Source organism: Bradyrhizobium sp. WU425, from assembly GCF_021052305.1.
Taxonomy (GTDB): Bacteria; Pseudomonadota; Alphaproteobacteria; order Rhizobiales; family Xanthobacteraceae; genus Bradyrhizobium; species Bradyrhizobium canariense_D.
Genome location: NZ_CP088089.1, coordinates 1,537,954 through 1,561,200 on the forward strand (window position 1 = coordinate 1,537,954; position 23,247 = coordinate 1,561,200).

The 23,247-nt window shown below is 62.5% G+C and carries 18 protein-coding genes, 1 tRNA gene and 1 pseudogene; 8 read left to right on the forward strand and 12 right to left on the reverse strand.

Translation table 11 applies throughout. The annotated features are described in order from the left end of the window. Positions 1-71 precede the first annotated feature (71 nt). Entirely contained in the window at positions 72-1,661 is a 1,590-nt protein-coding gene (serA, locus tag BcanWU425_RS07415) for a phosphoglycerate dehydrogenase (RefSeq protein ID WP_204512347.1), read from the forward strand. A gap of 151 nt (positions 1,662-1,812) precedes the next feature. Beyond that, positions 1,813-2,985 (forward strand): thiolase family protein, encoded by a 1,173-nt coding sequence (locus tag BcanWU425_RS07420; protein WP_007596708.1) that lies wholly within the window; start codon positions 1,813-1,815, stop codon positions 2,983-2,985. A gap of 87 nt (positions 2,986-3,072) precedes the next feature. Here the strand turns inward: BcanWU425_RS07420 and BcanWU425_RS07425 are convergent, their stop codons facing one another. The 3 genes from BcanWU425_RS07425 to BcanWU425_RS07435 form a co-directional block, all read right to left on the reverse strand. Continuing rightward, entirely contained in the window at positions 3,073-3,978 is a 906-nt protein-coding gene (locus tag BcanWU425_RS07425; RefSeq protein ID WP_018453563.1) for a hypothetical protein, read from the reverse strand. A gap of 570 nt (positions 3,979-4,548) precedes the next feature. Continuing rightward, on the reverse strand, positions 4,549-4,776 hold the full coding sequence (locus tag BcanWU425_RS07430; RefSeq protein ID WP_085348786.1) for a hypothetical protein: 228 nt from the start codon (positions 4,774-4,776) through the stop codon (positions 4,549-4,551). Between the two features lie 42 nt (positions 4,777-4,818). Continuing rightward, the gene (locus tag BcanWU425_RS07435; RefSeq protein WP_018453567.1) at positions 4,819-5,007 is read right to left on the reverse strand and encodes a hypothetical protein; all 189 of its coding nucleotides are present in this window, start codon (positions 5,005-5,007) and stop codon (positions 4,819-4,821) included. Between the two features lie 151 nt (positions 5,008-5,158). On the opposite strand from BcanWU425_RS07435, the gene BcanWU425_RS07440 reads away from it, so the two are divergent. Further along, complete coding sequence (locus BcanWU425_RS07440) at positions 5,159-7,120, forward strand: BTAD domain-containing putative transcriptional regulator (protein WP_231190266.1); 1,962 nt, start codon at positions 5,159-5,161, stop codon at positions 7,118-7,120. A gap of 46 nt (positions 7,121-7,166) precedes the next feature. Here BcanWU425_RS07440 and BcanWU425_RS07445 read toward each other — a convergent pair whose 3' ends face one another. Further along, entirely contained in the window at positions 7,167-7,529 is a 363-nt protein-coding gene (locus BcanWU425_RS07445; protein ID WP_231190268.1) for an MAPEG family protein, read from the reverse strand. Between the two features lie 221 nt (positions 7,530-7,750). Here BcanWU425_RS07445 and BcanWU425_RS07450 point away from each other — a divergent pair. Then, positions 7,751-7,897, forward strand: a pseudogene (locus BcanWU425_RS07450) (acetyl-CoA C-acyltransferase); the annotation flags it as partial. A 90-nt stretch (positions 7,898-7,987) separates the two neighbouring features. Here BcanWU425_RS07450 and BcanWU425_RS07455 read toward each other — a convergent pair. Together BcanWU425_RS07455 and BcanWU425_RS07460 are read right to left on the reverse strand one after the other, a co-directional pair. Continuing rightward, positions 7,988-9,031 (reverse strand): AI-2E family transporter, encoded by a 1,044-nt coding sequence (locus tag BcanWU425_RS07455; protein WP_231190271.1) that lies wholly within the window; start codon positions 9,029-9,031, stop codon positions 7,988-7,990. A gap of 316 nt (positions 9,032-9,347) precedes the next feature. Beyond that, positions 9,348-12,752, reverse strand: coding sequence for a PAS domain-containing sensor histidine kinase (locus BcanWU425_RS07460; protein WP_231190274.1), 3,405 nt, complete (start codon positions 12,750-12,752; stop codon positions 9,348-9,350). A gap of 528 nt (positions 12,753-13,280) precedes the next feature. Here BcanWU425_RS07460 and BcanWU425_RS07465 point away from each other — a divergent pair. Both BcanWU425_RS07465 and BcanWU425_RS07470 read left to right on the forward strand, forming a co-directional pair. Beyond that, complete coding sequence (locus tag BcanWU425_RS07465) at positions 13,281-13,712, forward strand: phasin (RefSeq protein ID WP_018453573.1); 432 nt, start codon at positions 13,281-13,283, stop codon at positions 13,710-13,712. A 193-nt stretch (positions 13,713-13,905) separates the two neighbouring features. Continuing rightward, positions 13,906-13,982 (forward strand) — tRNA-His (locus tag BcanWU425_RS07470). Positions 13,983-14,264: 282 nt separating this feature from the next. Here the strand turns inward: BcanWU425_RS07470 and BcanWU425_RS07475 are convergent. Next, on the reverse strand, positions 14,265-15,428 hold the full coding sequence (locus BcanWU425_RS07475; RefSeq protein ID WP_204512342.1) for a Shedu immune nuclease family protein: 1,164 nt from the start codon (positions 15,426-15,428) through the stop codon (positions 14,265-14,267). A 510-nt stretch (positions 15,429-15,938) separates the two neighbouring features. Here BcanWU425_RS07475 and BcanWU425_RS07480 point away from each other — a divergent pair. Together BcanWU425_RS07480 and tenA are read left to right on the forward strand one after the other, a co-directional pair. Next, positions 15,939-16,901: a DUF4238 domain-containing protein gene (locus BcanWU425_RS07480; protein WP_204512341.1), complete on the forward strand. Its 963-nt coding sequence runs from the start codon at positions 15,939-15,941 to the stop codon at positions 16,899-16,901. A 206-nt stretch (positions 16,902-17,107) separates the two neighbouring features. Further along, a complete protein-coding gene (gene tenA, locus BcanWU425_RS07485) occupies positions 17,108-17,782 on the forward strand; it encodes a thiaminase II (RefSeq protein WP_204512340.1) in 675 nt (224 codons plus the stop codon). Between the two features lie 108 nt (positions 17,783-17,890). Here tenA and BcanWU425_RS07490 read toward each other — a convergent pair whose 3' ends face one another. From BcanWU425_RS07490 to BcanWU425_RS07510, 5 genes are all read right to left on the reverse strand, one after another. Further along, positions 17,891-18,295: a nuclear transport factor 2 family protein gene (locus BcanWU425_RS07490; protein WP_204512339.1), complete on the reverse strand. Its 405-nt coding sequence runs from the start codon at positions 18,293-18,295 to the stop codon at positions 17,891-17,893. A 577-nt stretch (positions 18,296-18,872) separates the two neighbouring features. After that, positions 18,873-19,943 (reverse strand): hypothetical protein, encoded by a 1,071-nt coding sequence (locus tag BcanWU425_RS07495; protein WP_204512338.1) that lies wholly within the window; start codon positions 19,941-19,943, stop codon positions 18,873-18,875. A 240-nt stretch (positions 19,944-20,183) separates the two neighbouring features. Beyond that, positions 20,184-21,122, reverse strand: coding sequence for an AEC family transporter (locus tag BcanWU425_RS07500; protein ID WP_204512337.1), 939 nt, complete (start codon positions 21,120-21,122; stop codon positions 20,184-20,186). 6 nt (positions 21,123-21,128) lie between these two features. After that, on the reverse strand, positions 21,129-22,052 hold the full coding sequence (locus BcanWU425_RS07505) for an HpcH/HpaI aldolase/citrate lyase family protein (protein WP_204514004.1): 924 nt from the start codon (positions 22,050-22,052) through the stop codon (positions 21,129-21,131). A gap of 2 nt (positions 22,053-22,054) precedes the next feature. Continuing rightward, positions 22,055-23,221 carry a CaiB/BaiF CoA transferase family protein gene (locus tag BcanWU425_RS07510; RefSeq protein WP_204512336.1) on the reverse strand — a complete coding sequence of 389 codons (1,167 nt, stop codon included), beginning with the start codon at positions 23,219-23,221 and terminating at the stop codon, positions 22,055-22,057. Positions 23,222-23,247: the final 26 nt, after the last annotated feature.

A 23,247-nucleotide genomic window follows, 5' to 3' on the forward strand; every position in this document is an offset into this window, starting at 1 on the left:
AGCTTCCGAGCAATTCCCCATTCCGGCCCTCAGGCCGATCTCCCTCTAGGGACGGCGAAGGACACATCTCCATGACCAAACCCAAAGTTCTCATTTCCGACGCGCTCTCTCCCGCTGCCGTGCAGATATTCAAAGACCGCGGCGTCGAGGTCGACTTCCAGCCCAATCTCGGCAAGGACAAGGACAAGCTCGCCGAGATCATCGGCAATTACGACGGCCTCGCGATCCGCTCCGCAACCAAGGCGACCGCGAAGATCCTCGAGAAGGCGACCAACCTCAAGGTGATCGGCCGCGCCGGCATCGGCGTCGACAACGTCGAGATTCCCGCCGCCACGGCCAAGGGCATCATCGTGATGAACACGCCGTTCGGCAATTCGATCACGACCGCCGAGCACGCCATCACCCTGATGCTGGCGCTGGCGCGCGAGATTCCGCAGGCGGACGCTTCGACCCAAGCCGGCAAATGGGAGAAGAACCGCTTCATGGGCGTCGAGATCACCGGCAAGGTGCTCGGCGTCGTCGGCTGCGGCAACATCGGCTCGATCGTCGCCGACCGTGCGCTCGGCCTGCGCATGAAGGTGATCGCGTTCGATCCGTTCCTGTCGCCGGAGCGCGCCAGGGACATCGGCGTCGAGAAGGTCGAGCTCGACGACCTGCTCAAGCGCGCCGACTTCATCACCCTGCACACCCCGCTGACCGAGAAGACCAAGAACATCATCGACGCATCCGCGATCGCCAAGATGAAGAAGGGCGTGCGCCTGATCAACTGCGCCCGCGGCGGCCTCGTCGACGAGCAGGCCGTGGTCGACGCTTTGAATTCCAAGCACATTGCCGGCGCCGCATTCGACGTCTTTGTCGAGGAGCCCGCCACCGCGAACGTGCTGTTCGGCCATCCCAACGTGATCTGCACGCCGCATCTCGGCGCGTCCACCACCGAGGCGCAGGAGAACGTCGCGCTCCAGGTTGCCGAGCAGATGTCGGATTACCTGCTCACCGGCGCGATCTCGAATGCCGTCAACTTCCCCTCGATCACGGCGGAAGAGGCGCCGAAGCTGAAGCCGTTCATCGCGCTCGCTGAAAAGCTCGGTTCGTTCGCGGGACAGCTCACCGAGAGCGGCATCCTCAAGGTCGAGATCACCTATGAGGGCCACGTCGCCGAGATGAAGATCAAGGCGATCACCTCCGCCGTGCTGTCGGGCCTGCTGCGGCCGATGCTGGGCGAGGTCAACGTCGTCTCCGCGCCCGTCGTCGCCAAGGAGCGCGGCATGGTGGTCGACGAGATCGTCCGCGCCGCCCAGAGCGACTATGAAAGCCTGATCACTGTCACCGTCACCACCGAGCGGCAGGAGCGGTCGGTCTCGGGCACGGTCTATGCCGACGGCAAGCCGCGCCTGGTCGACATCAAGGGCATCCGCGTCGACGCTGAATTTGGCAAGTCGATGATCTACGTGACCAACGAGGACAAGCCGGGCTTCATCGGCAAGTTCGCGAGCCTGCTCGGCGATGCCAAGATCAACATCGCGACCTTCCATCTTGGCCGCGTCGCGCCGGGCTCCGATGCCATCGCGCTGATCGAGGTCGACGGCGCGGTGCCGGCCGATCTGCTCGCCAAGGTGCAGGCCCTGCCGCAGGTCAAGCAGGTCAAGGCGCTGACGTTCTGATACGCCGACATATTCCGACCCGCGGAACAACGCCGCCCTCTCGCGAGGGCGGCGTTTTTATTTCTCCCGCGACCGCCGGACATTGTGTACCAATGGCGCCGAGAAACCTCGACCGATGCTCCGGTCAAAATCGTTCGAAAGGGAGAAAACAATGCGTGAAGCCGTCATCGTTTCCTATGCACGCACGGGCCTCGCGAAATCCGGCCGCGGCGGGTTCAACATCACCCCGCCGATGTCGCTCGCGGCCCATGCCATCCACCATGCGGTCGACCGCGCCGGCGTCGAGAAGGACTATGTCGAGGATTGCTATCTCGGCAATTGCGCCCATGGCGCGCCGAACATCGGCCGCCAGGCCGCGCTGCTGGCAGGAATGCCGAAATCGACCGGGGGCGTCTCGGTGAACCGGTTCTGCTCGTCCGGTCTCCAGACCATCGCGATGGCCGCCAACTCGATCCGCTCGGACGGTTCCGACTGCATCGTCGCCGGCGGCGTCGAGAGCATCTCGATGCCGGGCGGCGGCACGCCGAAGGAATCGATCGATCCCGAACTGCTCAAGACGGCACCGGCGATCTTCATGGCGATGATCGACACCGCCGATATCGTCGCCGAGCGCTACAATCTCAGCCGTGAATATCAGGACGAGTATTCGCTGGAGTCGCAGCGCCGCATGGCCGCCGCGCAGCAGGCCGGCAAGTTCAAGGACGAGATCGTCCCGATGAAGACCAAGATGAAGGTGGTCGACAAGGCGACCAAGGCCGAGTCGATCGTCGATTACGTCGTCGATCGCGACGAGTGCAACCGGCCCGAGACCACGCTGGAAGGTCTTGCCAAGCTCGAGCCCGTCAGGGGTCCCGGCAAGTTCGTCACGGCCGGCAACGCCAGCCAGCTGTCGGACGGCGCCGCGGCCGTGGTGCTGATGGAAGCCAAGGACGCGGAGAAGCGCGGCCTCAATCCCATGGGCCGCTTCGTCGCCTGGGCGGCGGCGGGTTGCGAACCGGACGAGATGGGCATCGGCCCGATCTTTGCCGTGCCGAAGCTGTTGAAGCGTCACGGTCTGAAGATCGACGACATCGATCTCTGGGAGCTCAACGAAGCCTTCGCCAGCCAGTGTCTCTATTCGCGCGACAAGCTCGGCATCGATCCCGCCAAGTACAATGTCAACGGCGGCTCGATCGCGATCGGCCATCCGTTCGGCATGACCGGCGCGCGGCTCACCGGCCACATCCTCCAGGAAGGCAAGCGCCGCAAGGCGAAGTGGGGCGTCGTGACGATGTGCATCGGCGGCGGCCAGGGCGGCGCGGGACTGTTCGAAATCTACAGCTGAGATCGAGCCTCATGAATGCGGAAGGCACGGCGTCGCAAGCGCCGTGCCTTGTTGTTTGAGCACCAGGTCAGGCGTGTACTCTTTGGGTCATCGGTTTTGTGGGATGAAGCGGCTGAAGGATGGTAGTCTAAGACAAAGCTTGATGATGAGGGGAAGCGCGAGGACCGGGATGACGCACGCAGCGACATAACCTTCCGCCAGCGACGGCAGACCGAAGCTCGCCGCTGCCCACACGAGCGTGACGTTGCGGTTTCCGCTCACGAGACCGATGGTACCGGCGGTTTGCCACCCCAGTCTCGCGAACGTCATGGCAGCGAGGACGCACAGACCGAAATTGAACACGATCGCCGCGGCGAGCATCACGTCGAAACGCAGGGCGTTGCTGGTCCATTGCGCCCGTATGCCTTGCGAGGTGGCAAGCCCCACGATCATGAGCCCGACAACGGCGATCCCGGTGGCGGCGCTTTGATCGGGCAGAACAGGAATCACATGACGACGAAACCTCATGGCTAAGAAGGCCACCAGGCCTGCAGCGCCGATAATGCTGAAGAGCCGGATCGCCAGCCTGCCCATGTCGAATGCAATTCCAAGTCCGAGCACCGTGGCAAAACTCGGAATCGAGATCGGCGTGAGCAAGGTCAGTGCGATAGAAACGAGCAGTGCGAGACGTGGTCGCAAACCGAGCATTCCGGCGATCGCAGCGGCGCTTCCGACCGGCGGCGCCAGCAATGAAAGCAGAACGCCGGCCCGCAGCGCAGGATCAAGCGGAGCAAAGGACAGCAGAATCGCAGCAGCGAATGGCAGCACCAGGCCAACCCAGGCAAGCACCACGCCCATCAGGAGCGGACGAATGCTGGCTTCAGAGGGGGCAAGACCCGCCGTAAGAAACGAGCCCAGCGTCAGAAGAAATGCCGAAAAAGGCAAAAGATCGTAGCCGAGATGAGCGAAGGGAGTGATCACCAGCCCTGCGCAAAGCGAGATCACCAGGAGCATGGGTCCTTGTCCGCCAAGCGTGGACAATATCCGGCCAACGTACATCTCAGCTCCTCAGGACTTGCGCATCGACGACGATGCGTCTTCAGATTTCAGTCATGTCGGCCACCATTGCGAACGTCAGAAGAATCCGGCGCTCAAATCCAGGCCGTAGGTTCGTGAGAGCACGAACACAAAGGCGCACGCTGCGCATAACAGGAGGGCGTGCTTCGCCAATTCGGCACCGATGACCGAGAGGACCGTGCGGGAAATCGTGCGTATGATTGCTGGCATGTTGCCTCCTGGTTTTTCAAATCCCATGAACCGGCTGCATGTGGCGGCCGTCAGTCGGTGTGCGAAGCGAGGATCAGGGGCGGATCACCTCGCTCGGTCGACGCGCGCTGAATCAGGATCGCGCCGATCACGTGAACGAGGCCGAATCCCAGCAGAACGAGAAACATCAGGCGCGTCTCGCCGCCTGTTCGCTTTCTGTCGTGCGATGCCGGAGATCTGGCCCGAATTGGAGACGCAGCACGGTTGTGATTGTTCACGATTGTCCTCATATGCTTTGCTGTCGCTCGTCCCGATCGCCTACGGCGCCGGCGGGTTCGAAATGTAGTGGGTAACGAAATCGTCGGAGGCCAGGTTGGCTTGGCGCTCTCGGGGCGCCTTGCTCATTGCCGCGAAGGCAATCACCAGCGCCAGGAGCGAGCCATAGAAGGCGACCACTCCAAGTCTCCACATCGCAACCAATCGCTGTTCTTGATCGGACGCGAGAAACCTCTGCGATTGTCTTCCCTGCTGTGCGATGTCGGTCAATGCGACCTCCTGTTTGATGGCTGTTGTGATGCCGGCGTGCGATCAGTCGCCTCCGAAAAGGAGCGGTGCGACGGGCGGCGCCGACTGCGAAGCGGCCCTGAGTGTCGGGTGTGCAAAGGTCGTCAACGCTGCGTCGAATCCGGCGAGGACCACGAACAAGCCAACGACGATCATGATGAGGTGATGCGCGCGCACGCTGACTTCCGGATGAAATTGCTCCGCGTCGATCAACCAACCGGCATCTCGTCGCGATGCGATCTGAACCCACTGTCGTCGTCGCCGGCGTCACTCGGCCGTCACTGCAGCGTTAATATTGTTCGCTAAGGCGGCAATTCGTGTAGGATGTATATCCGTGAGCGCATCTGCTTATTTTTGAGGCGGAATGACCGAAACTGCACCCGCTCCCAGCCCAAGTTTTACTCTCGCACTTCTTGGACGTTTTGAACTGATCGGGCCGGACGGTGCCGTCAGCTTACCGAACAAGAAGCTCGCGGGATTGCTGGCCTATCTGGCCTGCACGGCACCTCAGCCTCAGCACCGTGAAAAACTCTCGACCTTGCTGTGGGGATCGCACTTCGAAGCGCAGGCGAAGCAAAACCTGCGACAGGCGCTGTTCAAGCTGCGTCAAGTTCTTGGTCAGAGTGCTCTCAGGAGTGACGGCGAATTCATTTCGTTGAATGCCGTTGTGATCACCTGCGATGTGCCGCAATTCGAGCGGCTTGTCAGAAAGGGCAGCCGTGACGCGCTGACCGCGGCGGCAGATCTCTATCGCGGGCGCCTCGTCGATGACATCGCGGTCAACGCTGAGGGCTGGAGCGAGTGGCTGGCCGGCGAACGCGAGCGGTTATCGGAGCTGGCTGTCGGCGCGATGGTAGCGCTCGGCGACCAGGAACTGTCCGACGGACGTGCCGGCGATGCCCTGCTCGCCGGCCAGCGCGCCAATGCACTCAACAGCATGCGCGAGGATGCGCACCGCCTGATCATGCGCGCGTTGTCCGCGGCCGGCCGCAACGCCGAGGCGCTCAAATATTATCAGGCCGTCGTTGCCTTGCTGAAGCAAGAGCTCGGCACCGCGCCCGATGCCACAACCAGCGCGCTGGCTGCGGAATTGCGCAAGGTCCAGGAGCATAAGATCGTTCTGCCGGCAGCGGAGCCGACGGCAGACCTTTCGCACCAGGCGGAGCACGTGTTCGGCAACGACAGGCCCTCCGTGGCGGTGCTTCCGTTCCGCAACATGGGTGATGAAACCGAACAGGACTACTTCGCCGATGGCGTCACTGCAGACATCATCACCGCTCTATCGCGCTTTCGCGAGCTGGTGGTGATCGCGGCCGGATCGAGCTTTGCCCTTCGGGACAAGGGAATGACCAGCCGGCAGATTGCGCAGCAACTCGGTGCGCAATACGTCCTGAGCGGTCATATTCGCAAGGCGGGCAACCGCATTCGCGTCTCGGCCGAGCTCACTCATACCGGAAGCGAGGCCCAGGTCTGGTCCAATCGCTACGACCGCCCCCTGGTCGACATCTTCGACCTGCAGGACGACGTCAGCAGCAGTGTTGCCGCAGTCGTCGATCCCGCCGTTCGTAGCGCCGAGATCGAACGCGCACGCCGCAAGCCGCCAACTGATCTTTCGGCCTATGATCTGTATTTGCGCGGCCTTCACCATTTATGGGGCGGCACCCGCGAAGGTATCGTCAAGGCCATCGATCTGCTTCGGCGGTCTCTGAGCCTCGATCAGGAGCGAACGGCGACGCTGGCGGCGCTGGCTTGGGGACTCGTGATGGCTCCGCCGCTCGGCGCCAACATGTCTGCGGATGCCGCGTCCGAGGCGGTCGGTCTGGCGCGCCGCGCCGTCGAGCAGGATAGTGGGGACGCTTTCGCCCACGCTGTCTATGGCTTCACGCTGTTTGGGCCCGCCGGCGACAACGATCAGGGGCGCATTCACGCCAGCGAAGCCGCAAGGCTCAATCCGAGTTCGGCTTTCGCATGGGGTGTACTCGGAATGATCGACAGCATGGGAGGCGATTATGCCAACGCACTCGCATGCCTGCATCGGTCTCTCGTCCTCAGCCCCGAGGACAGCATGCTCCATATGTGGATGACGGGATTGACCGCGTCCTACTTTGCCCTCGGGCAGTACGAGGAGGGCGTTGCCTGGGCGCGCAAGTCGGTCCGGCACAATCCGAGCAACGGCACCGGACATCGCATGCTCGCGGCCAACCTGGTCGGGGTCGGCCGGCTGGAGGAAGCCCGCGAGGTCACCCGGGTTCGCGATGCGGCACAAAAAAACGACGATCCGCGATCTGCGCGCCATGCGCTTTTTCAAGCAGCACGAGGCGCTTGAACGCTACCTTTCGGCCCAGCAGATCGCCGGCGTGGCCGACTGAGCCTCAAGCGCCGAGTGCAACGAGCAGCGTGCGCACGGTCATGAAGACCAGGATGACCGAGCCGACGGTCCACAGCATTGCGCGAATGTCGTGAATTTGCCCGGTGAGATAGGCGAGAAAATGCAGCAGGCGTGAGGCAACGTAGCCGTAGAGCAGGCATTGCGCGAGAAGCAGCGACGGCTTTGTGAGAACATAAAGAAAGCCCGCGGCCAGGAAATACGGCAGGCTCTCGAGATCGTTCATCTGGATCCGGCGGATCCGCTCCACATCTTCGTTGGGAAGAAGCTGCGCCGGATCGGGTGCGGGATTCAGTGGTGTCTTCTTGATGTCCTCCGGCGAACGGTAGCCGCCCTGGGCCCTCACCATCCGGACCACGGTGAGCCACGCATCGCCACGGCCTTGAGGATGATCAAGCTGGCGGCAACGACATAGGTGGCGAAGAGGGGATCGTGAAGATTGATTCCGTCCAATTTGGTACCCCGCTCCGGCAGGGCCATACTACATGTCCGAGCGGGTTGCGCCACTACGTAAAGGCAGCCGCCAGTCCAGTCCCAGCCTGATCTCGCCTTATGCCTTCGCCAGCGCCGATCGGCCATCCGTTCGGCATGACCGGCGCGCGGCTCACCGGCCACATCCTCCAGGAAGGCAAGCGCCGCAAGGCGAAGTGGGGCGTCGTGACGATGTGCATCGGCGGCGGGCAGGGCGGCGCGGGACTGTTCGAAATCTACAGCTGAGATCGAGCCTCATGAATGCGGAAGGCACGGCGTCGCAAGCGCCGTGCCTTTTGCTTTCTGGCGTGTGCTTGGGGATACGCCCGCGGCAACTCAACCGTTCTTCTCGAGCGCGACAGGTCGGAACACCCACTCGCGCCAGACCACCAGCAACGCCGACATGATCACCGGGCCGAGAAACAAGCCCAGAAGGCCGAAGGCAGCCAAGCCTCCGAAGATCCCGACAAACGCGAACAGAAACGGCAGCCGCGCCGAGTCGCCGACCAGGGTCGGCCAGACGAAATGATCGCCGGCCAACATGACGATCGCGCCCCAGAAGAAGACGCCCGCGGCTGCGAAGCCGCTGCCTCCGCCAGAGACCAGCACCACCGCCGCAGCGGTGAAAGCGAGCCAGGCGCCGAACGGAAGCATGGCGAAGGCCGTGGTCAATATTGTGAATACGATGGCATGCGGCACGCCCGCGACGAAATAGGCCACGCCGATCAATAATCCCTCGCCTGCGGCGACCAGCACCGTACCGTTCACGGTGCCGCGGATCGCATCGACCATTTGCTCGGCGAGACCCTCTCCCGCCTCACCGAAAAGCCGATCGCAGGTTTCCAGCACGCGGTCCGAGATCGACCGGCCGTTGCGCAGCAAGACGAACAAGGCGATCAGCGAAAAGAACAGAAGAAACAGGCGATGAAGCAGCTGTCCGCCGAACGTTCGAAACAGTTCCGATGCGTTGTCTGCGTTGACGCTTTTCAGCCATGCGGTCGCGGCTTTGGGATCGGAAAGATTGCTGCGCCACCACTGCTCGATGCTCTCTGCGGCGATCGGAAGGCGGGCGAGCCAATCAGGCACTTCGATCCCGCTCTCTCCGGCCTGTTTCATCCAGCCCACGAGCAGATCGCCTTGCTGCGCGATCTGATAGACGGCAAGCGACATCGGCGTAAACAGGATGAGGGCGACGACGAGCGTGAAGACCAGCGGGGCCAGGCTGGAGCGGCCGGAGGTCACGCGTGCCGCAAACTTGGTGTAGAGCGGCCACAGGCTGGTTGCGAGTATCGCGGCCCAGATCACCGCGGGCAGAAAGCCCGCCGCCGTCCACAACGCGAGTGCGACCAGCGCAAGGGCAAGCACGACTCGGGCGTTCATGCGCGCGCCTGCGCCGGTAGGCAGCGGCTTTCGCTCAGTCGTGGTCGGGCCTCTGTCGCTCCGCACCGCCTCGCTCCGCTTGGGCGGACGCTGCTTCGATGCCACGGATTTCGCTCGTTCGGTCATTTGAAGTCGCTGGAGTGCGGAGCTGCAGTGTCGAACTGATCAGCAGGAGAAACGCTGGGTCCAGGCTTCAAGCCGCAACGAGGGGCTTCGGTTCCGCTCGGGAAGAAGTCGCAATGAGCTGGCGCCCTTCGCGGGGCGCGGCTCGGCCGAAGCCGCCCGTGCACCGCGGGCAGGAAATCGCGTTCGCCGCTTACGCCTGCGCCAGTGCCGGTGCGAACACCACCTCGATCAGCGAGCCGGAGTTCGCCGCGCTCTTGATGTTGAAGCGGGCGCGGTTGGCTTCGACCAGGGCCTTGGTCAGCGACAAGCTCAGCGCCGAACTGTCTTCGGCGTCGCCGGGCGGCGGCGTGCGGAACGGCTCCATCGCGGCGGCGACTTCGCGCTCGCTGAGGCCGTGACCGGTGTCGCGGATGCGAAGTGCGACCTCGCCGCGGTCGGTGAGCGCGGTCGAGACGATGACCTGGCCGCCGGCGCTGGCGAGCCGGATCGAGTTCGAGATCAGGTTCATGGTGATCTGCCGCATCGCGCGCGCATCCGCGCTCACCTGCGGCAGGGCATGGCCGAGCGAGGTGCGGATGATGATGCGCTCGCGATTGGCCTGCGGCTGCATCACCACCACGCAGGCCTCGACGAGATCGTTGAGGTTGAGGTTGGCGAAGTTGAGGTCGAGCTTGCCGGTCTCGATCCGCGACAGCTCGAGCAGGTCGTCGATGATGGCGATGACGCGCTCGCCGGAGGCGCGGATGTCCTTCATGTACTCGCCGTAGCGCTCGTTGCCGAGCGTGCCGAAGCGCTCCGAGATCATCACCTCCGAAAAGCCGATGATGGCGTTCAGCGGCGTGCGGATCTCGTGGCTGATCCGCGCCAGCATGTCGGCCTTGGCGTTCGCCGTGCCTTCGACCAGGCGTCGCGCCTGCGTCAGCTCGCTCTCGCCCTGCTTGCTGTGCGAGAGGTCGCGGAACACGGCGAAGAAGTTCGGGCCGTCGGGCCGGGTGCGGCCCATGATCATGGCGAGCGGAATGACGCCGCCTTTCTTCTCGCGTCCCAGCACCTCGCGGCCGTGGTCGAGCAGGCTCGCGATGTCCTGGCTCTTGAGGTTTTCCAGATAGTCGATGACCACATGCTGGCTCTCCGGCGCGAACAGCGTCACCAGATTCTGCTGCATGAGCGTCTCGCCGTCATAGCCGAACAGCGCCTCGGCGCTGCGGTTGCAGGCGTGGATGTTGCCTTCGGCGTCGAACATGACGATGCCTTCGGCCGTGGTGTCGAGGATCGCGGCGAGATCTTCCGCGGCCGCCTCGCCGGCGTCGGGCTCCGGCGCGGTGGGGAAGGTCTCGGGGACAATGGTCTCGGCGGTGATGGTCTCGGCGACGACGGGCGCAACGGGCGCTGCCTGCGGCAGCGCGCAGATCAGCGCATGCGCGCTCTCGCCGTCCCAGTCGATCGCGTGCAGATGCGCCTCGGTGGTCGGCAGCGGCGCTTCGCCATTGGCGAGCGTCGCGCTGATCGTGACAGGCGTGCCGGCTTGCGATGTGCTGCTGGTCGCGGACACGCCGGGCTCGACATAGAGTGCATCCAGCCCGCCGGCGTTCTCAAGTGCGCTCAGGCTGGCATAGCCCATGCGCGCGAGAAACGCGGGGTTGGCGTAGAGCAGGCGGTCGAGCCGATAGATCAGGATGCCGGTCGGCAGCAGGTCGAGCAGCGCGCGGTCGCGCGGGCTGTGGCCGTGCGCGGGCGGCGCGGGCGCGGTCAGCCATTCGGCCGGCGCGTGCGGCGTCTCAGGCTCGGGCTCCGGCGTCGGCGCCTCAGGCGTGATCTCGGCATCCGGCGGCTCGGACGATGCCGCGATGGTTTCCTTGTCGCGTTCGAGGCGCTCGGACAATTGGCGGGCGAGCTCGTTGAACGCGCTGTTCTCGACCGGCGTCAGCGTCGGCGATCGCGTGTCGCCGGGCGCTCGGAACGGCAGGACATTGGGAGGCGTTTCCACTGGCGTTTCCGGATCGGTTGGATGTGAATTCGCGTCGGTTGTGGGGTCGGTCAGTTCGGCTTCAGGCTCGGGCTCAGGCGCGGGCGGCTCGATCGGCGGAGGCGGCGGCTCGGGCTCTGGCTCGGGTTCGACCACATTGGCGGACAGGCTTTGCGGCGCCGCCGGTTCCGCCAAAAGCTCAAAGCGCCTGAGCGCATCGAGCCGGTTGAGGCCGTCGAGATCGCGGCAGACGCCAAAACCCCTGAAGCCCGCGAAATTGCGGTCGCCGTCATAAACCGGAAGCCCGGCAAGCTCGACCGGCAGATGCTCGCCGCCATCGGCGGGCCAGTTCACGGTGATCCCGGCCCAGGTATCCTTGCTCGCAAGCGCCTGCGCCACGCGGCTCTCAGGATCGAGCGCGAAGGCGTCGGCGATCTCGCGCCAGGGGCGGTCGAAGCCGGCGGCCGTGCGCGGGCCGATCAGGTGGATGAATTCGTCAGACAGAAGCACAAAGCGGCCCTCTGCATCCGCCTTCCAGAGGAAGCGCAGCGGATGCTGACGCGGTGCGGGCGGCTCTTCGTGGCCCGACGGCGGCTCGTCCATGCCGGTCACGGTCGGCGCTGCCTGCGGCGACACCATGGCTTCGGCCGAGTTTTCAACCGGAGTTTCTGGCGCGGCTTCGCCCGCTTGCTCGACGGCTTGCTGGATCGAGACGATCTCGGTCGCCGGCTCGCTTGCGGGCGGTTCGTGCGCGATCGTTGCTTGCGGCGCGTCGACCGGCTCGGCAAAGGCGTCGAACAGCGCGATCTCTGATGGCGCCTCGTGCGACGGCGCGGCTTGCACATCCTGCGGCACGGCGGCTGGAGCAGCGGGCGGCGCAGCCTCATGCCGAGCGATGTCTTCTCGGGCGATCTCTTCGCGCGCGACCTCTTCAGCGGCCTCGGGTTCGACCTCATCAGTCGCAGCCGCCGCCTGCTGCACGGCAGGCTCGATCAGCGCGACCAGGCCGACATCGGCCCCGCTGCCGACCCGCTGCAGCACCATCTGCCCGATGCCGATCGGCGTCTCGGCGCGGCCAAGGCTGAGCGCATCGCTGCGCGCTTGTTCGAGGCCGCCCTCGGTGAGATCGCGGAAGCCGAGCAGGGTGCGGGCCGTTTCGCTGGCGCCGACGAACAGGCCGTCGGGCGCGAACGCCGCCATCGGCGTGTTGGCGCCGTCGACAAGACGAAGCAGCCGCTCGACCAGCGGCATGGTGCGCAAGCCGGGGTCCATCGCGGTGACCAGCACGGCGCGTCCGCCATCGGCGAAGTCGAGCCGGGCACAGGCGCAGGTCATCAGCATGCCGAGCCGCGCGCCGAAGCCGCGCAGCCGTTCGAGCCGGATCGCTCCGTTCGCAGGCAGCCGGCCGGCAAGCCGGATGATCTGGCGGCGGTGGCTGTCGGCGGGGCCAAAGGTCTTGTCCGCCAGCGCCGTGGCATGGGCCGCGCCGAACAGTCTTGCGCCGACCGGATTGGCCCAGAGCACGCGCGTGCCGTCGATCGACCAGAGCCAGACGGGCAGCGGCGAGGTCGCGTGCACGGCCAGCCGGGGATCGCCCACGCCTCGCAACTGGAAATCCGAACTCGTCATCCGACCGGCTTCGCGTCCCGCTTGTGCGCATCAGGCTGCCGGGAATGACAGCCTTAAGAAAGGGTTAGTATCGCCCGCGTGCGCGGGCAGGTCCACGGCCCCAGCCTATGCGCCAAGGCCTAAAGCCGCGATAACCTTAATGTCCCCGACCCCGCAAGCCGTAGCCCGTTCGCATCCCCATCCTTCGAGATCCCCGCGTCCGCAGATACCCATGCCGCCCCAGCCTCATCCTGAGGAGACCGCGCAGCGGTCGTCTCGAAGGACGAGGCGCGCGCTCAGGCGCCACCTGATTACCTCAACCACCGGTTCCCCATCCCGGGAACCTCATCCTCCCCGCGATTAAATTTGCGCAATGCACCCCAAAACCCGTTGCGTTGCACAATGTTGACATCTTAGGCAGGCATGGTCTCCGCGCTGGGCGAGCCATCATTCGTTTTGTGTTTCCAGTCTTCGCACCCGTCACCCGGTTGGCCGGCGGGCGCGCCTGAAGGCTCACTCCGTTTTTTCATTAGTGTGAGGGACAAAAGCATGACAGGTACGACTGATCCATTCTCCGCCTCCGTCATTCCGTTCGAGGTTCCGGAGCAGATGCGTGCGTTCGCCGAAAAGGGCGTGTCGCAGGCCCGCGAGAACTACGCCAAGTTCAAGGACGCCGCCGAAACCCACAACGGCACCGTCGAGGCCGTGTTCGCGTCCGCCCACAAGGGCGTAAGCGAATACACCGCCAAGCTGATGGAGTTCGCGAAGGCCAACACCAAGGCCCATCTGGACTTCACCCAGGAGCTGTTCAGCGTGAAGGCGCCGCAGGATGCGTTCGCGCTGTGGACCAACCATTCCAAGACGCAGCTCGAAACCTTCCAGGCCCAGGCCCGGGAGCTCGCCGAGATCACCCAGCGCGCGGCCACTGCCGCCGCCGAGCCGATCAAGGCTTCCGCCGCGAAGCTCTACCCCGCCGCTTGATCTGGCGCGGCCGTCTCAATTAAGAAACCCGGGCCTAGAGCCCGGGTTTTGCTTTGGAAATAACCTCGCTTGCGGGACGTTTTGAGGGTGTTGCGGCCTTGCCAAAAACGCCCGTTGCACCTAGTTTCCGCCCCGTCCAGCCCCCTCGGTGACCGGCCCTATCAAGGGCGCCCCTCGGGCGGCTCGCAAGGATGCAGTTGTAGCTCAGTTGGTTAGAGCGCCTGTCTGTGGAACAGGAGGTCGGTGGTTCGAGCCCACCCAACTGTACCAATCAAATCAACTATTTAGCATCGCTCACGGTTTGTTCGGAAGATCGTCGAAAAATCCCCTCACAACATTCAAAGCGTCCGGGTCGTCTATCAAAAGTTTTCGCACAGCGCTTTCGCAAAGAGTGCGACTTTTCAAGCCCAGCGCTTTTGCAATGCTGCTTAGGGCTCCGGTGTGACGAAGAGGATAGGGGCTCGATTAGAGCGTCTGTACCGCCCGTTCCGATGTCGGACGTGTAGGGACAGGACATCAAGTCCAGCGCGCTCTGTGCCGGCGCGGGGCGTGCTACTGATTCCGGGTAATGAAGCGTGCGCGTTCGAGTAGTTCATCAAATGTAACAATGTCGATGCTACGGCTTTCGCGGCGAAAGAGCTCGAAGGTGTCGCGCATTATGTTGGCTTCCCTTAGCCCGGCTGTTTTCGAGAACTCATCCCTCGATCCAATGACTAAGATGGTTTTGGCGTTTCGGGTGCGCGCAGTCAGATGCTCGGTCCCGGACCTGTTGTAGTGCTCCCCCGTTTGCGCGAAAGAAAGCCATTCAGCCTTCTGCTCGATAATTTGCGAGACGGCGCTCATGAAATCTCTACTGAACTCCCAGGTGCCCGCACGCCCACGGCGGCCTGTTGCGAAAATTGGCGTACTCGGAGTTTTGATCTCAACGAGGACTGTGTAATCGGTGAAGCTCATCAGGAAATCGATGACCGGCTTGTTCCTGTTGTCCGATCCTCCAGCTCCAACAGTCATCTCTCGGTCAAACTGGCGCATCATCCTATAGTCGAGACCATAACCAAATACCCACTGCTCGCGATCAAAAAAGTCCTGCCATTGTACCTCGCTCCAATCCAAGAGCTGCATATGCTCTTCGTACTCCTGAATTCCCTGCTTGCGACCGAGAAGGATATTGATTTCCTCCGGTGTCAGCGACTGTTGGAGCGTTTGAAGGAGGCTGTTTCGCTGCGCCTCAGTCATTGTCTTAATTCGGCTGACGATCTCGCGATCTGAGGCATCGATGATGGCTTTGGGGCCTGCCTTAGTTGAAATATCTTCGATCTGAAAATTTTCGCTGTTTGAGAGGTCGATAAACTCAATTTTATGAAGAAAGCTCAGGAGCCGGTTGAATTCGTCTGTGCGGAAGCTGAATTCCTCCTTTTCAACAGCTTCGATCCAATCGCCAGCGCGTGTTTTGAAGGTTTGCAGGGTCAATCGTTTTATTTTCTTATCATCTTGGGTGACGAGGGCGGAAACCTGGGTCTTTCGGACAGCGCCGGTCAAGCGAAGGCACATTACGCCGTCTATCTCGCCGAGATGCACCCGGTCGTTTCCTTCGATGACCATCCTAACTTGGCGAACGCACTCTGTATTCCAAGCGTTGAAACGGAAAACCTTAGTAATGTACGTCTTGGCTTGCCTCCGAAGCTTAAAGAAGTTGTAGTCGTCTTGGCCGTTCATATTCCGCCCCTTTGCACACGCGGCCGGTGCTCAACACGGCCAAGCTAGCGATGGACCGTTTCGTTTAACCTTGGAGCCGATCGCGAAGCCGTATTCTTTTGCGAGCCCGACCCGACCTGAACGGGGCGGCTTGTGATATATACACAATTTCCCCGTTCCTTCTCCCGCTCACGTCCCTTGTTCGCGGGAGACTTTCGGACAGAGGTCGAGATCGTAGGCAATATCGAGACGGCAGATAACCGCTCGGAAGCGCGGTGAGAGTGTCGAAACTCCACATGAACCATAGCTGGGCAGTCGCAAGGGGCTGGGGAAGAAGCACTCGTTGCTGAGCGGCTTCGCTACGTCGTCGAGAATATGACGACGATAACGACCATCGCGGTTTAACCAAAAGCGCCGCTCTCAACCCGAGCTTTTATTCGTTAAGCAAGCAGGTATGCTTAAATCATAGTCCGGTTGAGTCGCCTAATTGGTTTGAGGCCGCGCCCTCTGAAATTCTCTAATAAACCTGCCATGCCTCTCGATCATTACGTTTCGCAGGTTCATCTGCGGCAGTTCTATTCGCCTGAACTTGACGGAAAGCAGATGTACGGCTTTCGCAAGCGCGATGGCCGTGTTTTCCCATGCAGTTCAAAAGATGTCTGCCGCGTGCAAAACGGCAGCACGAACGAATATCTACTGAACGATCGAGCGATCGAAGATTTCTTGAAAACAGTCGAACCCAACTACAATCCCGCAATCGCAGAATTGCGAACTGGAAAACCGAGTCGTGATACTGTCCACGTGGTTGCCGGCTTCGCAGCCTACGTAACGAGCTGCTCGCCGGCAGCCATGCGGCTACATTCGGGACCTTTGAGGAGCACGGTTGAAGCCACGGGCAAGATCCTCGACGCATCGGGAGAGATTCCGAGAGCGCCGGAAGCTCTCGGAGGCAAGAGCTATACCGAGTTGATCGAGAGTGGGGTCATCAAAACAGCGATCGACGAGAAGTACCCTCAAGCCCTTGGCATCAGTGGAATCATGGAGCGGGTGAACATCTGGGGGAATTCCGCCTGGGATATCGTTGTAAACGAATACGCCAAGGATAGCCCCTTCTTTACGAGCGATTTCGCAAGTGGAATTGAGACGTCTAACGATCCAAGAATCATCAACAGGCTGGTGCCGCTAGCTCCCGACATTGCTTTACGTATTCGCCCCGATCTTGATGCGCGCGATCTAAATATGGACGCAACATTCAAGGCTTTTCGTTGCCGTCTGCTGACGCCTTCCCGGAACGAAGTCCGCGCTATAAATCAAGCCATTGCCAGATGCGGAGAAGAACTCATCTTTTTTCGCGACCATCACGAATGGGTCGAACGCTTCCTAAATAAGCATCGGTCCTTTCGCGTTGAACCCGTAACCACCGAACTCAAGACGCCTACGGGATATGCCTTGATCTCAACCATTCGGGTCAAATCCATCAAAGACGGCGATTGAGCTCAAACTACGATGACAGTGCACTGAATTCTATCATGCAGGATTACAGTGACACTGCACAAAACTGTCGACGCGGGGAGTGCCCTGTCCGCAACGCTGCTCAAAGCCAGTTTTGTGACGCCGTCACCGTAGCTCCCCGGTCCGCAATGCGCTATCGGTAGCTTGCTAAAGACATTCATGCACAAGCAAGCCAGGCGAAAAACATCGTGAGTTTCTTCGAGCGTCTCAAGACAGAAGCATCCGTTGAGTGGCGGGCCTACACCGAGCATCCCTTCCCGAACGGATTGGCGGACGGCTCGCTCCCCGAAGCGGCGTTTCGTCACTATCTCGTTCAGGACTATCTGTTCCTCATCGACTTCGCTCGCGCCTACGCGCTCGCAGTCTACAAGTCGCCCAAGCTCGCCGACATGCGTGAAGCCGCGGCCGGCCTGTCGGCCATCCTCGATGTCGAGATGAACCTGCATGTGAAGCTCTGTGCTGACTGGGGTCTATCGCCAACCGACCTTGAGCAGGCCCCTCCGGCGGCCGAGATGCTGGCCTATACACGCTACGTGCTCGACGCGGGAATGCGCGGCGACCTGCTGGCACTCAAGGTGGCGCTTGCCCCCTGCGTGATCGGGTACGCGGAGATCGCAACGCGGCTCGCCTCGCTCCCCCTCGCGGACGCTGCGACGAACGCCTACCGCGTCTGGATCGCCGAGTATGCCGGCGCGCCGTACCAGGAGGTCGCTGCCAAAGCGCAGGCGCACATGGAGCATCTCGCCGATCTCTACGCCACACCGGCCCGCGAGGCAGAGCTGATTGCGATCTTCAAGGAAGCCACCCGACTCGAGGCGGACTTCTGGCAGATGGCCTGGCGCGCGGGCCAGCGTGTTCAATAACTCTTTCGGCAGTCAGGTTCACAACCTGAACGTCATACAATTCGAATTACTATGACAGTGCACCAAACTCACCAACGTCAGGCGACACTAACAGAACCTCACCACGCGTCACGCAATCATCGCCTTGATCTGCGCAGTGTCCGCAAACTCGATCAGCTCGATGATCTTGCCGTCCTTAAATCTGAACAGATCCAGGATCTCGGTGCTTGAAGCCTGCCCGGTCGGGCGGTATCGAACGACGAGGCGGGAATGGACGGCGACGCGATCTCCGTCGACCAGCTCAGCCAGGATTTCGCGACCTTCGAAGCCGAATTCATCAATCAATCTACTGAAAGCTCCACGCAGGGTCTGATGTCCCTGCATAGTCCCTGTCAGTTCGAGCGCGCTCTTGTCGCCCATCAACGTGAACAAGCCCTCGGGATGAAAGGCCGTCACCAAGCCCTCGGCATTACCGCCGTCGCGTGCTGCGTAAGCGCTTCTGATCACTGCCAGTCTCTCTTCATGCTGTCCCATATCACCCTCCCTGCAGGACGTATCAAGTCAGCCTAGCGACCTTTGCGTGTAAACGCAAAATCATCGAGTTGAGGGGGGCGAAGGCTCAGCACGCCACGAAGCAGGATCGGTCGCTTTCGTTCCCCCATTTCGGGAGAAATCGGCGTTGGGCAACGCCGAACCTTTTCACGACCTTGGGTGTTTGTTTTGCGGCAGGACTGACAACGCTGAGGAGCTCAGACATGAACGGACTTATCTATCTGGTCGGACTCGTCGTCGTGATTGGTGTGGTGCTCTCGTTCCTGGGCCTGCGCTGATTGTATTTGGGAGGTGGTGCGGCGCACTCGCCAAGCTCGGATACCTCACCTCGCTACCACCATCACCACCACCGGCAACGTCACAGCCGGCCAGCAGCGTGCCCGGCGCCACCGCAACTGACACCGGGTTCACCCGCCGCCGCGAAGATGTACGTATTCGCGCAGGTCGGTCACCTGCAGTGGCTCGAGCGCGCATACCACCGGGATGCTCGGCTTCTCGCCCTCACGAAGCACGAAGCCACAGCTCCGTCGGGAAATCAGTCTGCCAGCTACCCGCCCCATCACGGCGTCGGGGCGACCACATCCTTGAAGTCAGACAAAGCGCGAATGGCTGCCGTTCTGTTCAACACAAATCGCTTCACTTCCTCTTGCTGGCTCGAACTCAAATCCGTCCAGTGATGTTTTTCAGTTGGGAAGCTGATCAGAAGGCCTTCGCTGCGGTGCTGTGCGACTTGGACAGGAACAACGTCATCAGGTGTGTCGACGAGATACTGGTCTGACGGATGATTTTCGGCTTTGAGTGTTCCGGATTGCACCTGATTGGATACCTCGGGAATACCCAACGAGAAACCGAGCGCCTTCAGATCGAAGACCAATGAGCCGGGATGAGTATCGACGCTGACGAACTGGAGAAAGCTGGTCTGCGACTTGGTCACGCCGGTTTTAAGATGACCGTGAACGACCCGCACGAGCTGGCCTTCCGATCCGTTGATCCAGTCTTCGAAGTCCATGAGCGGCGTCGTGAACACGACCGGCTTGCCCACTTGCGCATCCCGCAATTGTTTGGGATCGAACTTGTCGAAGCTCACGGGCGACACCTTGGGCACCTTCTTGAACATGCCGGCACCGATGGTCAGATCACCGCCGATAATCGGCCCAAAAAGCGAAAGTTCGCGCCCTGTACTCAAGTTCTTGATCTTCACGCGGAGCAAGCTCGATTTGACGCCGATACCCGAGGCGCCAAAGAGCGCTGCGATTTTCATCTCCCAGAAGGTGCTCGGCGCATAAACAAGCCGAGGCGGACGGTGCACCTTCTTGTAACCGCCCGTACCTGTCCAAACTAGGTCGACCATGAGGACGACACTGCGATCGATGGCGGCGTTATCTTCGCCGGCCGTCGGAAACGGTTCCGTGCTCCCGACTGCCTTTTGGCCAAGCGCGACGGGCAATCCCGGCAGCTGCATTTTGACGATGGGATCGACCTGGTCGAAGATCGTTTTCGCCCTGAATTCCGATAGGCGTTGGTTCAGTGCGGATGCCGCCGCCTTCGTGCGGGCACCTCTCCAGCGTCGGCTGGCGTGACCAACGCATGTGATGCGGACCGAAACCGTCCCATCTTTGGGAATGCCCATGGAACTGCTCCTATATTGCAGGTCTCTTTTTGGTCAGTTGAGCGTTTCGACCGGTTCAATGCGCCGAAATGGATTTATCACGCGTGTGCTGTCAGGGGTTCCACGCAGATCACACAGCTTTGGACAGCGACGACAAGGTGTCGCCACGAACGCTGATGTGCGGATTGCGTTCGGTGCTAAACAGCTGGACGACATCAAAGAAGTTTTTGCTCCAAAGCGAGTTATCGCGCACAGCCTGCCTCACCTCGCCACCACCCACACCACCACCGGCAACGTCACCGCCGCCAGCAGCGTGCCCAGCGCCACCGCGCCCGACACCGGGTTCACCAGCCGCTGATACTGAACCGCGAAGATGTACGCATTCGCGCCGGTCGGCATCGCCGCGAACAGCACGACCACGCCGGCTGCGAGCGGCGGCAGGTCGAGCAGTTTTGCCAGCACGAAGGCGGCCGCCGGCATCGCCAGCAGTTTAAGCGCGCTCATCACGACCACGCTCAACATCTCGCCCTTGACCTCGAACCTGAACAGATTGATGCCGAGCGCGATCAGCGCCGCCGGTGATCCCGCCTGCGCCAATAGCTCGACGGTCCGGTCGACGACGGGATGCAGGCCGAGGCCGGTGAGGCGCCAGACGAGGCCGAAGCCGATCGCCAGCATGATCGGGTTGCGGGCGAGATCGCGCAGCACCGGCACGATCAGCGACGCGGCCGAGGCGGTCTGCTTGCGGTCGACCAGCTCCATCTGCAGCGTGCCGCAGAGCCAGAGCAGCGGCGTGTTCACCGACAGGATCAGCGCCATCGGGCCTGCCGCCTCATTGCCGAGCGCCGAGAGCGTCAGGGGAATGCCGAGCATCACGATGTTGCCGTAGACCGAGCCGATCGCGAACACGACGCCGTCCTCGCGGTCCTCGCGCCGTTGCCGCAGCAGCGCCGACAGCGTCAGCGCCGCGATCCAGGTCAGCGCGAGCGCGCCATAATAGGCGCCCCACATCCGCCACGGGCTGACGCCGGAAAATTCCGAGACGACGATGGTGCGGAACAGCAGCGCAGGGATCGCGATGCTGAAGGCGAATTCGGAGATACCCTTGTGCGCGGTCTCCGAGACGAAACGAAACAGCACCGCGGCATAGCCGGCCGCGATCAGCGCGAACACCGGCGCGACGATCAGCACCGTGGTCATGCGCCGCTACGACCCCATCTCGATGATCCTGCGCGCCATCCGCACATTGGCATAGTCGATCATCTTGCCGTCGAGCGTCACCGCGCCCTGGCCCTGCGCCTCGGCGTGCTCCATGGCCGCGACCACCCGCCGCGCGTGCGCGAGCTCGGTGTCGGACGGGACGAACGCCCGCAGCGTCGGCTCGATCTGGTCGGGATGGATCACCTGCTTGCCGTCGAAACCCATCGCAGCCGCCTTGAGCGCGCTGCTTTCCGTCAGTTTGCCGTCCCGGAACGCGCCGCACGGACCGTCGATCGCGCGTAGCCCGAACGCGCGCGCGGCCACCAGCAGGCGCATCATCGGATAGGCGAACAGATCGAGCTGCGCCGAGGCATAGCCGCTCTGGGCGGAGCCCACGTGGCGGTAGCCGTCCGGCGACGCGCCGATTTCCGAGGAGCGGGCGCCGATCGACGCCGCGAAATCGCCGACACCGAGATGAAGGGCCGCGACGCTGTCGTGCGCGGCGGCGAGCGCGTCGACATTGACGAGACCCAGCGCGGTCTCGATCAGCAGTTCGAGCGCAACAGGCGAGGGGCGATCGGGCGCGGCCGCACGCAGCTGATCGGCAATGGCGGCGATGTCGCTCGCCCGCTCCGCCTTCGGCACGATCACCGAATCCAATCTGGGAAGCGCAGCGAGCGTGCCGATTTCCTGCGCGATGAAGGGGCTGTCGACCGCATTGATCCTGACCGCGACGACCTTGTTGCCCCAATCCAGCGAGGACAGCGCCCGCGCAGCTTCTTCCAATGCCGTGCTCTTCTCGGACGGCGGCACCGCGTCCTCGAGATCCATGAACACCGCATCCGCGGCCGAGGCAGCGGCCTTGGCGACGAGACGGGAGCGATGCGCGGGAACGGCCAGATAGACCCGCGTCGGCCGCTGAGGCGCCATCGTCATGTCTCCTTTGCGAGACCGAGCTCGCTGAGGATGGATTGGTTGTGCTGCCCGACGTCGGGCACGGGATCCATCCGGGGCGACAGCCCTGGAATGGTGAGAGCCGGCAGGAAGCTCATCACCGGTCCGCTCGGAGATCCCACCGTTTGCACCCTTGAGCGGGCGCGGAGCTGCTCGTGCTCCAGGAAGGCCTCGACCGAATTCAGATGCGCGTTGGCGATCGAGGCCTCGTCGAGCAGCCGCAGCACCTCGTCACTGGTCATCGCTGTAAAACGCTGCTCGATATGGACCTGCAGATCGTCCCTGTTCTGCATGCGCAGCGGATTGCTGCGGAAGCGGGGGTGGTCGGCAAGGGCCGCCTCGCCAAGCACGACGGCGCACAGCGATCGCCATTCCCGGTCGTTCTGGATGCCGAAGAAAATCGTGTTGCCGTCTCCGACGCGGAACGGGCCATACGGCGCTATCGTTGCGTGCCTTGCCCCGGTTCGCGGCAGCGGCCGGCCCGTGCTCTGCGTGTAGAAGGCGGGATAGCTCATCCAGTCCGTGATGGAATCGAACAGCGAGGCCTGGAAGGCGGTGCCCTTGCCGGTGCGCTCGCGGCGATATAGCGCCATCAGCACGCCGTTGAGGATGTACATGCCGGTGGCGATATCGACCACCGACAGCCCAACCTTGGCGGGCTCCGCCTCGGTGCCGTTGATGGCGAGAACGCCGGCCTCGCACTGCACGAGGAGATCGTAAGCCTTCTTGTCGCTGTAGGGACCGCCCGCGCCATAGCCCGACACGTCGCAGGCGATGATCCGGGGAAACTTCCGCAGCAGCGAAGCGGCATCGAGGCCCAGCCGCTCCGCCGCACCGGGCGCCAGGTTCTGGATGAAGACGTCGGCCTGCGGCAGCAGGGCCTCGAGCACCTTCTGGCCATCAGGGCTCTTGATGTCGATGGCGAGGCTTTCCTTCGACCTGTTGGTCCAGACGAACTGGCTCGACATCCCGTTCATCACGTGATCGTAGTCGCGGCAGAAATCGCCGTCGCCCGGCCGCTCGATCTTGATGACGCGGGCGCCCCAGTCCGCAAGATGCCGGCTGGCCAGAGGAGCCGCGATCGCCTGCTCGAGCGAGACCACCGTCACGCCCGACAGCGGCAGCTCCGCCTCATGTCGCTCCATGCAATCGTCTCCGCTCCTGCTCACGC